13 protein-coding genes are annotated in these 11,631 nt (G+C 71.7%); 4 read left to right on the top strand and 9 right to left on the bottom strand.

The annotated features are described in order from the left end of the window. Window positions 1-180: 180 nt before the first annotated feature. From ASE25_RS16970 to ASE25_RS16955, 4 genes are all read right to left on the bottom strand, one after another. Window positions 181-519: a hypothetical protein gene (locus ASE25_RS16970; protein ID WP_056826765.1), complete on the bottom strand. Its 339-nt coding sequence runs from the start codon at window positions 517-519 to the stop codon at window positions 181-183. Next, complete coding sequence (locus ASE25_RS16965; RefSeq protein ID WP_157623478.1) at window positions 516-1,187, bottom strand: hypothetical protein; 672 nt, start codon at window positions 1,185-1,187, stop codon at window positions 516-518. The genes ASE25_RS16970 and ASE25_RS16965 overlap by 4 nt, the downstream gene beginning before the upstream one ends. Window positions 1,188-1,313: 126 nt before the next feature. Further along, on the bottom strand, window positions 1,314-2,243 hold the full coding sequence (locus ASE25_RS16960) for a WXG100 family type VII secretion target (RefSeq protein WP_056826763.1): 930 nt from the start codon (window positions 2,241-2,243) through the stop codon (window positions 1,314-1,316). Between the two features lie 213 nt (window positions 2,244-2,456). Then, window positions 2,457-3,248, bottom strand: coding sequence for an isoprenyl transferase (locus ASE25_RS16955; RefSeq protein ID WP_056826762.1), 792 nt, complete (start codon window positions 3,246-3,248; stop codon window positions 2,457-2,459). Window positions 3,249-3,459: 211 nt separating this feature from the next. Between ASE25_RS16955 and ASE25_RS16950 the strand changes: the two genes are divergently transcribed. After that, entirely contained in the window at window positions 3,460-4,194 is a 735-nt protein-coding gene (locus ASE25_RS16950; protein ID WP_056778170.1) for a hemolysin III family protein, read from the top strand. Between the two features lie 102 nt (window positions 4,195-4,296). Here ASE25_RS16950 and ASE25_RS16945 read toward each other — a convergent pair whose 3' ends face one another. Both ASE25_RS16945 and mca read right to left on the bottom strand, forming a co-directional pair. Continuing rightward, a complete protein-coding gene (locus ASE25_RS16945; RefSeq protein WP_056826761.1) occupies window positions 4,297-4,569 on the bottom strand; it encodes a hypothetical protein in 273 nt (90 codons plus the stop codon). After that, the gene (gene mca / locus ASE25_RS16940) at window positions 4,566-5,615 is read right to left on the bottom strand and encodes a mycothiol conjugate amidase Mca (RefSeq protein ID WP_235508720.1); all 1,050 of its coding nucleotides are present in this window, start codon (window positions 5,613-5,615) and stop codon (window positions 4,566-4,568) included. The genes ASE25_RS16945 and mca overlap by 4 nt, the downstream gene beginning before the upstream one ends. Window positions 5,616-5,795: 180 nt before the next feature. On the opposite strand from mca, the gene ASE25_RS16935 reads away from it, so the two are divergent. Then, a complete protein-coding gene (locus tag ASE25_RS16935; protein ID WP_056778165.1) occupies window positions 5,796-6,167 on the top strand; it encodes a DUF4307 domain-containing protein in 372 nt (123 codons plus the stop codon). A 209-nt stretch (window positions 6,168-6,376) separates the two neighbouring features. Beyond that, the gene (gene greA, locus ASE25_RS16930; protein ID WP_056778162.1) at window positions 6,377-6,862 is read left to right on the top strand and encodes a transcription elongation factor GreA; all 486 of its coding nucleotides are present in this window, start codon (window positions 6,377-6,379) and stop codon (window positions 6,860-6,862) included. Window positions 6,863-7,035: 173 nt separating this feature from the next. Here the strand turns inward: greA and ASE25_RS16925 are convergent, their stop codons facing one another. From ASE25_RS16925 to ASE25_RS16915, 3 genes are all read right to left on the bottom strand, one after another. Then, a complete protein-coding gene (locus tag ASE25_RS16925; protein ID WP_157623477.1) occupies window positions 7,036-7,881 on the bottom strand; it encodes a hypothetical protein in 846 nt (281 codons plus the stop codon). Between the two features lie 332 nt (window positions 7,882-8,213). Then, a complete protein-coding gene (locus ASE25_RS16920) occupies window positions 8,214-9,563 on the bottom strand; it encodes a glutamate mutase L (RefSeq protein ID WP_056826760.1) in 1,350 nt (449 codons plus the stop codon). 30 nt (window positions 9,564-9,593) lie between these two features. Then, a complete protein-coding gene (locus ASE25_RS16915; protein WP_056826759.1) occupies window positions 9,594-10,772 on the bottom strand; it encodes a cystathionine gamma-synthase in 1,179 nt (392 codons plus the stop codon). Between the two features lie 114 nt (window positions 10,773-10,886). Here ASE25_RS16915 and ASE25_RS16910 point away from each other — a divergent pair, with 114 nt between their 5' ends. Further along, window positions 10,887-11,600: an SGNH/GDSL hydrolase family protein gene (locus ASE25_RS16910; RefSeq protein WP_056826758.1), complete on the top strand. Its 714-nt coding sequence runs from the start codon at window positions 10,887-10,889 to the stop codon at window positions 11,598-11,600. Window positions 11,601-11,631 lie beyond the last annotated feature (31 nt).

Raw genomic sequence — 11,631 nt, 5'->3', positions numbered from 1 at the left:
TGGGACGACGGTACGACCCGGAGGCGACGGCGACGGGGATTGAGTGACGTCGTGTCGTCGTGTCGCCGGAGTGTTCACGTGGGCGTAACACACCGGTCGCCGCCGGCCCCGGTGGTGGACCGGGACCGACGGCGAGGCGGCGCACTCGGGTGCTCGCGCCAAGGTCGGCGCGACGGGGCGTCAGGCCCAGGGAGAACGGCCCATGACGCGGACGTACTCACGCTTCCAGCGCCAGCGCACGGCGGCGATGGCCATGCCGATGACGCCGAGGCCGCCGAAGATCGCGAGGATGAGGTAGGCGACGCCCATGGCGCCCTCGGCGCCCTGGTCGGCGCCCTTCTTGACCATGGAGAAGAAGATGACGCCGACGACCGTGAAGGCGAGGAAGAAGACGAACATGAGCGCGGGCTCACGGATCTTGAGCGTGAGCAGCCCGCGCTGCTGGCTGACGTAGGAGAACGGCTCCTTCGGCGGGGTCTGCCCGGTCGGATCGGCCTGGCGGGGCGTCGGGGCGCTCATGCGTCGACCTTCTCGGTGTAGAGGGCGGACACGGCAGCCTGGAGCCCCTCGGCGTCGACGACCCCGCCCGTGCCGGTGCCCGGCCCGGCGACGTCGGTGAGCGCCTCGAAGTCGGTGCCGGAGCGGCGGATCGCGAGGTTGGTGCTGCCCTCGAGGGTCTGCACCTCGAGGAAGACGCCGGACTCGGCGTTCGCCGCGAACCGCTCGCGCACGAGCCCGGTCACGAGGGCACCGGTGTTGCCGTCGCGCTCGCCGAGGCGGATGAACCACGATGCGAGCTGGCGCGGCTGCATCAGGGCGATCACGGTGTCGGACTCGACGAGGATCGCGAAGTCGGCCTGGCTGACGTTCTCACCCACGAGCCCGATGCGCGTCCACCGCGTGGCCGCGCCCACGGCGTACTCGACGAGGGCGGCGTTCGAGCGCGACTGCGGCGTGCCGTCGTCGCTGACCGTGAGCCAGCCGCGCGACGCGAGGCTCGAGGCGCCGGCGAGCAGGGCGGCGTCGTCGGCCGCACGGGGGTCGAGCATGAGCAGGCGGCGTGAGCGCTCACCGGCCGGGGTCTCGTGGCGGGCCATCAGGTAGGCGAGCTCGGCGGCTCCCAGCCCGAAGACGTCCTCGGGGAGCTCGAAACCCTCGAGCGGGGTGCCCTTCATCGGGTCAGCCATGGTTCTCCTCGGTCGTGGTCCGTGTGTCGTTCGCGGGATGGTCGTGCGGTCGGCGCGGGGGCCCTGTCGTCACGTCAACGATGCCGGGTGCCCGGGGGTTTCGCCTCCCGGGGCCCACGGGACCGGTCAGAACGGCCACGCCTTGTCGGCGAGGTCGCCGATCGCGTCGCCGGCGTCGGAGGCGAAGTCGCCGACGGCGTCGACGGCGTCACCGGTGAAGTCGGTGATCGTGTCCCAGTTGTCGTAGACGAGCTGGCCGACCGCCATGCCGCCGGCGGCGATGCCGCAGACGACGTCGACTGGGGGCGGCGTCATGAGCGCCGCGGCACCGAGGCCCGTCATGACGGAGTCGTAGCCGGCACGGCCGTAGTTGCCCTCGGAGATGTCGTTGGCCACGGTGAAGCCACCGAAGGCCACACCGATCGGGCCCAGCGCCTTGCCGACGGTGCCGAGCGTGCGGGCCAACGCTCCGCCCTCGGCGAGCGACGGCATGAAGCGCGAGAGGGTGCTCCAGTTCTTCGGGTTGAGCGCGTCGCCGAACTCGGCGAGCCGGCCGGTGCTCCACGCGTTCTTGAGGTTGGCGAACAGGCCCGTCGCGCGGTCCCAGCTGCCGAGGTTGGAGAGGAAGTTCTTGATCTTCATGCCCGTGCCGAGCAGGCCGACGGCCGTGCCGAGGCCCTTGATCGGGGTCCACAGCGACTTGAGCAGGTCGTAGCCCGGGATGCCACCGTCACCGCCGCTGCCACCGGACGCGCCGGGTCCCCCGCCCGAGCCGGAGCCACCCTGGCCGCTCGTGCTGTCCTGGGCGCCGGCGTTGCGGCGCAGCGCCTCGGCGAGCTTGCCGAGGTCGGTGCCGAACTGGGTCAGCTGCGCCTCGACCGGCGGCCAGCGGTCCATCAGGTGGTCGAGGTCGGCGCCGCCCCACTGGCCCTTGAGGGCGTGGACCGCACGGCTCGCCTCTCCCTTGAGGGTGTCGCACTCACGGGCGTGCCCGGTGAAGCGCTCGGCCGACGCCCGCAGGGCCACCGGGTCGGCACCCTTCTTGTAGATCGCCATCTCTCGTACTCCCCTGACGTCGTCGCCGTGTTCGTCGTGCTCGTGCCGGCCGGCTCGGAGCCGCTGTGCATGCCCCGGCGTCTCGGCCCACCCGCAACCTACGCAACCGCGCCAACCCGGACAATGGGGAGGACTCCCCACGGCTGCGGCGTGTCGCAGCAGGACCGCCGGTGGTCGGCCGAGCGGTCGGCCGATAGTCGGTCGAGCGGCCGGTCAGCCGCCGAAGCGACGGTGCCGGCCGGCATACGCCCTGAGCGCGCGGAGGAAGTCGACGTGGCGAAAGTCGGGCCAGTAGGCCTCGCAGAAGTAGAACTCCGACGTCGCGCTCTGCCACAGCAGGAAGCCACCGAGCCGCTGCTCGCCCGACGTGCGGATGACGAGGTCGGGATCGGGCTGGCCCTTGGTGTAGAGGTGCTCGGCGATGTCCTCGACCGTGAGCTCCGCGGCGATCTGCTCGATGGTCTCACCGTCAGCGGCCCGCGCGAGCAGCAGGTCGCGCACGGCGTCGGCGATCTCGCGGCGTCCGCCGTAGCCGACGGCGACGTTGACGATCATCCCGTCGACGTCCTGGGTGCGCTCGGCCGACGCGCTGAGGCTCGCGGCCGTCTCGGGCGGCAGGAGCTCGAGGGCGCCGACGATCTTGAGGTGCCAGTGCCCCGACTCCGCGAGGTCGGCGACGGCAGTCTCGATGATCTTGAGGAGCGGGGCGAGCTCCTCCTCGGCGCGGCTCAGGTTGTCCGTCGAGAGCAGCCAGAGGGTGACGTACTCGACGCCGGCCTCGCGGCACCACTCGAGCAGCTCCTCGATCTTGTCGGCCCCGGCCTGGTGGCCGCTGGCCGTGCCGGCGCCGCGGGCCTTGGCCCACCTCCGGTTGCCGTCGAGCATGACGGCGACGTGCCGCGGGAGCGCCTCCTTGGGGAGGTCCTTGAGGACTCGGCGCTCGTACGCGCCGTAGACCACATCGCGCCACCCCACGGGGCCTCCTCGTCGACTCGCTCGTGTCATCGCCGGTCACGGTCTGGGCAGCCCCGAGCGGGCCGCGGTCCCACCGTACCGCTCGCCCATCGGCGTGCCGAGGCGGTCGGGCGGGAGTCGTCGCGAGGCTTTGGTGACGACCTCGTGAGGGTCTCGTGGAGGTGGTCGGGGGCCCGGGGCACTCAGGAATCCTTGAACCTACGTTGCCGTAACTTACGGTTGCGTAGGTTACAGTGGGGCGATGAGCAGCACCCCCGAGCCCACCGCTGGCCACAGCCCTGACCCCAGCACCGAGGACCCGTCGGGCACCCCCGTCGCCGACCTCGTCGCGATCGTCAAGCCCCGCCTGCGCGGCTGGCTGCACCTCGCCATGTTCCCCGTCGCCCTCATCGGCGGCCTGGTCCTCGTGCTCGTCTCCGAGCCCGGGTCCGTGCGCACTGCCTCGATCGTCTTCACGATCAGCGCCGCCCTGCTCTTCGGGGTCTCGGCCGTCTACCACCGCGGCACGTGGGGCCCGAAGATGTCGGGCCTGCTCAAGCGGTTCGACCACTCGAACATCTACCTCATCATCGCGGGCACCTACACGCCGTTCGCCGTGACGCTCCTGCCGGCCGACCAGGCCCGGCTGCTGCTCCTCGTCATCTGGGGCGGCGCCATCGCCGGCGTCCTCTTCCGGGTCTTCTGGGTCGGCGCCCCGCGCTGGCTCTACACGGCGCTCTACCTCGCGCTCGGCTGGGCCGCCATCTTCTACGTCGTGCCGTTCTGGCGCGAGGGTGGCCCGCTCATCGGCTCGCTCATCGGCCTCGGCGGCCTCATGTACACCGCCGGCGGCATCGTCTACGGCACGAAGCGGCCCAACCCGTGGCCGCGGTGGTTCGGGTTCCACGAGGTCTTCCACGCCTTCACCCTCGGCGGCTTCCTCACTCACTTCGTGGCGGTGACGCTCGCCGTCATCGGCTACCAGGCGGCGACGTGACGCCGGCCGGCCTCGTGAGCACCTGAGCCCAGAACGTCCGAACGCCCCGGCACCGTGCCGGGGCGTTCGTCGTGTCCGAGGGCGTACGCCGTCCGCTGCGTCTCAGGGGCGGGGCGTCTCGCCGTCCGGGCGAGGGTCGTCGCCCGGCTCGTCCACGTCGGGGTCCGGCGTGCCGGCCGTCGCTGGCTCGTCCTTCGTGCCGACGACGTCGGCGTCCGCGGCGAACTGCTCGGCCCGGTCCCGGTCGCGGTAGGCCATCCGACGCAGCCGGCTGTTCATGTTGCGCACGAGGAACCACAGCGCGATCGCGAGCACGAAGAACGCGATGAAGCCCCAGATGCCGGGCCCGATCGGGAGGTTGCCGCCGCCGCTCATCGCGCGTCCGCCTTCTCGCTGTCGCTGTCGGCGTCGTCGTCCTCGTCGGTGTGCGTGTCGGAGCTGTCGCCGTGGGCGCGACCGGACTCCTGCTCGGCCTCCTCGGGCTCGGGCGCGTCGGTGACCCGGCCGTCGTGGACGAGCTCGAGGTCGGTGCGGGTCGCGAGCGCGTCGGCCTCTGCGGGGGTTCCCAGCCCGGCGAAGAGGTCGTCCTCCCCGTCGGCGATCTCGACGTAGGACAGGGCGGCCTCGAACTCCTCGACGCCCCAGACCCGCGTCTGGATCTCGAGCGGCACCTGGAACCAGAAGCCGTCGGGGTCGACCTGCGTCGCGTGCGCCATGAGCGCACGGTCACGGGTCTCGAAGAACTCGCCGCAGGCGATCGTCGTCGTGGGGCGTCCGGAACGACGCGGCTTCCAGTTGGCCAGCCACTCGGCATACGGGCTCTCGAGTCCCTCGGCGAGCATCGCGTCGTGGATCGCCTCGAGGCGGTCCTTGGACCAGCCGCCGTTGTAGTAGATCTTGAGCGGCTGCCACGGCTCGCCGGCGTGCGGGTAGCGGGCCGGGTCGCCCGCCGCCTCGAAGGCCGCCATGGAGACCGTGTGGCACATGATGTGGTCGGGGTGGGGGTAGCCACCCTTCTCGTCGTACGTCGTCATGACGTGCGGTCGCCACGCGCGGATGACCCGGACGAGCGCCTCGGTGGTCACGTCGATGTCCTCGAGACCGAAGCAGCCGTCGGGCAGCGGCGGCAGCGGGTCGCCCTCCGGCAGACCGGAGTCGACGAAGCCGAGCCACGTGTGCTCGCAGCCGAGCACCTCCTGCGCGGCCTTCATCTCGTCGCGGCGCACCTGGGCGATGTCGCGCAGGATGTGCGGGTCGTCCTTCAGCTTCTCGTTGAGGATGTCGCCGCGCTCGCCGCCCGTGCACGACACGACCATGACGGAGGTGCCGGCGGCGACGTACCTGGCCGTCGTCGCGGCGCCCTTGCTCGACTCGTCGTCGGGGTGCGCGTGCACCGCCATCAAACGCATGCCCTCGGCCACGTGGCTCCCTGTTCGTCGTCAGTTTCGTGGGTGGGACGCGGGTGGCTGGTGGTGTCCGGTGCCCCTCGGCGTCCGGGTCCGTGCAGCTCGCGCCGTGCCATGGGAGACACTGGACCCGTCCGCCATCCTCTCACTCCCTCGCACCTGACGATGCGCGGGCTCGAACCGCCAGGACTCCGTATGCCGTCCCGCACGACCCTGCCCCGCCCCGCCCCCGGCCAGCTGAAGTGGTGGGTCGTCGGCACGGTCGGCATCCTCGCCGGTGTCGGCCTCGCGATCTGGTTCGGCCTGTCATCCACGCTGGGGCAGCCGACGTGGCAGACCTTCGGCTACAAGGTGGTCAGCGACCAGCAGGTGCGCGTCGACTTCCAGGTCTACCGCCCGGGCGGCACGGCCCTGACCTGCACGGTCGAGGCGCTGTCGCGCGACTTCGCGCCCGTCGGGACGAGCACCGTGCAGGTGCCGGCGAGCGCCGAGGAGACGACGAACGAGTCGGTGACGCTCCGCACGACGTCGCGCGCGGTGACCGGCCAGGTCAAGTCCTGCTCCTGAGCGGGGACGCCACGGTGGTCGCCCGGCGCGAAAATGCCGCGTGAACTGCGCGTTTGCCGCTCATTTTGTTATCCTTGTTGCTTCATCCAGGGTCCGGACCCGTCGCCGACCGGCATCACGAGTCGACGACACCACGGTTCGGGCCCATTTTTTTGTGCAGGCGCCCACGCGAGCACCGCGTGGGCGCTGTTCTTCCAAGGAGTGACACCGTGACCGAGACTGCCTCTGGCTTCCTGACCCAGGAGGCCCACGACCGCCTCAAGGCGGAGCTCGACCAGCTGACGGGCGAAGGTCGCATCGAGATCGCGCACAAGATCGAGGAGGCCCGCGAGGAGGGCGACCTCAAGGAGAACGGCGGCTACCACGCCGCCCGCGAGGAGCAGGGCAAGATGGAGGCCCGCATCCGCCAGCTCACCGAGCTGCTCCAGAACGCGACGATCGGCGAGACGCCCCCCGACGACGGCGTCGTCGAGCCCGGCATGCTCGTGACCGTCGAGATCTTCGGCGACGAGGAGACGTTCCTGCTCGGCAACCGCGAGATCGCCGACGGCTCCGACCTGCAGGTCTTCTCCGAGAAGTCCGCCATGGGCGCCGCCATCAACGGCAAGAGCGTCGGCGACAGCACGAGCTACGTCGCCCCCAACGGCAAGACCATCGGCGTCAAGATCATCGCCGCGAAGCCCTACACCGGCTGAGCACCGCAGACGCCTGACCGAGCGGGTCGGCCCCTCCACGGAGGGGCCGGCCCGCTCGCACATCCCCACCCTCACCCGTCGAAAGGCCAAAGTTCGCGGGTCCCCAAGCGTCGAAAGGCCAGAGTTCGCGGGTCCCTGACCGTCGAAAGGCCAATGATCGCGGTTGCCCACCGCTAAGACCGTCGACGGCGAGGCCGAGCGAACTGAGCAGGCGCGAAGAACTGCGGCGCGGCGGCAATCACGTCCAGCACGTGAGCGTTGACCCCCAGGCAGCCGGCGATCTCGCGCAGCTTCGCGGCACGGGCTTCGTGCTCGAACACGTCGGCAGAGACGATCTCGACGACGGCCCAGTCGCCTCGCTCGACCCGGTCACGGCGGAGACCGTCATGGACCTTGTCCCGTGAGCGAGTGTGGAACTCGACGCCCATGTACTCCCCCACAACACGTTGCTCCTCCCAGACGAGGTCGCCGAACCCGAGCCACTCGCCGGTGTGACTGACCACCGGGCGGTTGTGACGAGGCTCCGGAAGTCCTGCCCGAGTGACCATCAGACGGCTACGGGTCTCCATGGGCGACCACGCTCCGAGCCGCACCCGTGGCAGGGCGAACGTCAGGGTCACCTTGCCACGGGGCCGCACCCTCGCCTCGACGGCCCGCTTGAGCGGGGCGACCTCCCCGAGGAGGTTTGCTGCCGCATCGCCCGCAACGATGAGGTCATCGAGGCCAACCGGGAGTCCGGCACCGACGTACTCCCCGAGGTCCGCCCACGTGTCCGCAGGACCGACGACCGGAAGACCGTGAACCTCGACGACCCCTCGCGACTCCAGACCGCGGTGGCCCATCACCTCGCCGCGCCGGATCCGATTGGCATCGGTGCGCGTGACGATGTGGATGTGCGGATCCTCGTCGAGCGCGTACGGCAGCGGGATCCCGAGGAGACGAGCCGCCGTGGCGTGCGCGAAGGCGAACTCCTGGGGCGCCGCGGCGGCGAACGCATACGTACGCTCGAGCAGCGTCATCGGAATCTCGACGGTGCGGACGCCCGGTGTCGGGGTCCACAGGTCGTCGGCACGCAGTCGAGAGGGTGTCACTCCCCGTCGGAGTGCCTCCGACGTCCTGAAGGGACGAGTGAGCAGGTCGGGTGGCAGTGCTTGGGCTTCCATGCCCAGACGGTCCGGCGCCATGGCACGTCGCGCGACGCCCGTCGGGTCACCTGTGCGTCACGGCGGCTGCGGCCAAAGAGGTGTGGACAACCGTTGGTGCCCGCAAACGTTGGCCTTTCGACGGGTCAGCACCCGCAAACGTTGGCCCCTCGACGGGTCAGCACCCGCAAACGTTGGCCTTTCGACGGTTAGAGGGTTTGGGTGGCTACGGCTCGGGCGAGGTGGCCCTCGTCGGGGTCGTCGGCGAGCAGGCCGGCCGCGAAGAGGAGGTATGCCGTGTCGACCGTCGCGCGGGCGGCGCGCGGCACCTTCCAGCCACCGGCGTGGTCGGCGAGGACCGCGCCGAGCACGTGGTCGCGCCCGGCCGCGTCGGTGTGGCGCAGCACTCCCCCGGACCCGACGAGCGCCGTCACGTTCGCGAGCGGTCGCGGCGACTCCGTCGGCTGGGCCGGGCGTGCGTGCCGGCGCACCGCGACGAGCGCCGCCAGCCGCGCGAGCTCGAGGTCGAGGGCGCGCTCGGCGTCGTCCACGGGGAGGGAGCCGGGACGCTCGTGGACGCGGGCGGCATACGCGGTCAGGGCGTCGGGGTCGGCGACGGTGTCGAGCAGGTGCTCGGCCACGGCGGCCTCGACGACGTGCTCGGCGTTCCACCGCATGCCGAGGTCGCCCTCGACGGTGCGGGCGTGCCACAGCGGGGCCACGACGTCCTTGCGCAGGCCGGCGTCCTCGCCCTCGGGGGTCAGGCAGGAGTAGACGTCGGTCGTCGCACCGCCGATGTCGACGACGAGGACGTCGCCGCCGTCGGTCACCGAGGCCAGCACCTCGACGCCGCGCAGGACGACGTCGGGGGTCGCGGCCTCGACCATCGCGGCGAAGGCCGGGTCACGCGACAGCCCCTTGCCACCGATGACGTGGCGCAGGAACGCGGCGCGGATCGCGGCGCGTGCCGACTCCGGCGCGATGACCCCGATCTGCGGGAGGACGTTCTCGGCGAGGACCGTCGGCCGGCCCGTCGTCGCGAGGACGGCCGCCGCCTCGTCGCGCGCGTCGACGTTGCCGGCGACGACGACCGGCACGGCGTGCGCCCCGTGTCCGCCGATGGCGCCCTTGGCGAGCCGGGCGGCGTTGTGCAGTAGGACGTTGCTGTTGCCGCCGTCGGTGCCGCCGACGAGCAGGATCATGTCGGGCCGGGACGCGCGGATGCCCGCGACGTCGGCGGTCGTCAGCTCCCCGGCCGCGACGTGGACGACCTTGGCCCCGGCGGACAGCCCGACCCGGTGCCCGGCCTGGGCCGTGACGGTGCGCTCGTAGCCGACGACGGCGAGCCGCAGCCCACCTCCCGCGCTCGAGCAGGCCCGCACCGTCGCGTCGGCGGGGACGTCCAGCTCGTCGCGCAGCGTCCGGTAGCCGTCGAGGATGTCACCGCTCCCCTGTGTTCCGGTCGTCGGGGTCGACGCCGTGCCGAGCACGGCGCCGTCGTCGGCGAGGAGGGCGCCCTTGGTGAACGTCGACCCGAAGTCGACGGCGAGGATCGTCATGCGCGGTGGTGGTCTCGTGGCCCGGAGCGGTCAGCCGTGGATGTCGAGCGCCTCGCGCAGGTCGGCGATGAGGTCGTCGACGTCCTCGATGCCGACCGAGAGGCGGATGAGGTCGGACGGCACCTCGAGCTCGGTGCCGGCGACGCTCGCGTGCGTCATGCGACCCGGGTGCTCGATGAGCGACTCGACACCGCCGAGCGACTCGCCCAGGGTCCAGAGGCTCACGGCCGCGCACGCCTTGACGGCGGCGTCCTCACCGCGACGCATCCGGAAGCTGACCATGCCGCCGAAGCGCTTCATCTGGCGCGCGGCGACGTCGTGGTTGGCGTGGCCGGGCAGCCCCGGGTAGAGCACCTGGGAGACGCCGTCGTGGCCCTCGAGGAACTCGACGACCTTCTCGGCGTTGTCGCAGTGGCGCTCCATGCGGATGGCGAGGGTCTTGAGCCCGCGCAGGGTCAGCCACGAGTCGAACGGCCCGGCGACGCCGCCGATGCTGTTCTGGTGGAAGGCGATCCGCTCCTCGGCGTCCTCGTAGCCGGGCACCCTGATGCTCCTGGCCGTCACGACGGCACCCCCGACGACGTCGCTGTGGCCGCCGGAGTACTTCGTCGTCGAGTGCGTCACGACGTCGGCGCCGAGCGCGAGCGGGCTCTGGAGGTAGGCCGTCGCGAACGTGTTGTCGACGACGAGCACGGCGCCCGCCTCGTGGGCGATCGCGGCGATGGCCTCGATGTCGGCGATGCCGAGCAGCGGGTTGGTCGGGGTCTCGACCCAGACCATCTTCGTCTGCCCGGGAAGGATCGCGGCACGGACCGCCTCGAGGTCGCCCATGTTGGCGATGGAGTGCTCGATGCCCTGGGGCTTCGCGACCTTGTTGAAGTAGCGGTACGTGCCGCCGTAGGCGTCGTTCGGGACGACGACGTGGTCGCCGGGGACGAGCAGAGCGCGGGCGACCGTGTCCTGGCCGGCGAGGCCGGACGCGAAGGCGAAGCCGCGGCTGCCGCCCTCGAGCGCGGCGATGCACTCCTCGAGCGCGGTGCGGGTCGGGTTGGCCGACCGGCTGTACTCGTAGCCGTTGCGGAAGCCGCCGATGCCGTCCTGCTTGTAGGTCGAGACCTGGTAGATCGGGGGCACCACCGCTCCGGTGAGCTCGTCGGCCTCCTGGCCGGCGTGGATGGCGCGTGTGGAGAAGCCGTGCTCGTCAGACATGAGGACGAGCCTATGCCCTGAGCCACGGCCCCCCGAAGCCCGTCGGACTCCGCCGCGCACCCGCGACGGCGGCGCTGCGGCGGAGGTCACACCGACGTCTGCGATGCTGCCCTCGTGGCGCCCGACTTCGACTACAGCAACCGCAGCGACCGGCCGCGTGGTCCGGTGCTGTCGGCGCTCTCGACGGCCTTCCCCGGCATCCGCTCGGTCCAGGAGCAGGTGCTGCCGTATGCCGGGTGGTGGGAGTCCCACAACCGCGTGGCCGCCGCGGGTGGCGGGCCGCTGTGGGTCGCCCTCGGCGACTCGATGACGCAGGGCATCGGCGCGAGCGCCCCGGACCGCGGGTGGGTCGGGCAGCTGAGCGAGCGGCTCGCCGTGCGCGGCTGGGACCACCGCATCGTCAACCTCGGGGTCAACGGCGCGCGGGTCGAGGACGTGCTCGACCGGCAGCTACCGGCTCTCGAGTCCCTCGCCACGGACGGCCAGACGCCCACGCTGGTCACGGTCGTCATCGGTTCGAACGACGTCGTCGTGCGCCGCCACCGTCGTGGGCTCGTCGAGCGCTTCGCGGCGATGCTCGACCGGCTGCCCGAGGGTGCGCTCGTCTCGAACCTGCCCGACCCGCACCGCGAGGCCCGCGCCGTCGACGCCATGCTGCGCGCCCGCGCCGACGCCGGTCACCTCGTCCTCGTCGACATGCGCCGTGACGGGCCCCGGTCGTGGCGGGGCCGACTCGCGTCGGACAAGTTCCACCCCAACGACCGCGGCTACGCCGAGATGGCGACCGTCGTGGAGCGCGCCGTCGACCGGGCGGGCCTCATCGCCTGAGCCGGCCGGACGGCATACGTCCTCGGGTTGC

The organism is Terrabacter sp. Root85 (assembly GCF_001429185.1).
Classification (GTDB): Bacteria; Actinomycetota; Actinomycetes; order Actinomycetales; family Dermatophilaceae; genus Terrabacter.
The sequence above is the reverse complement of the archived record's forward strand: the minus strand, read 5'-3'. Positions and strand labels throughout refer to the sequence as shown.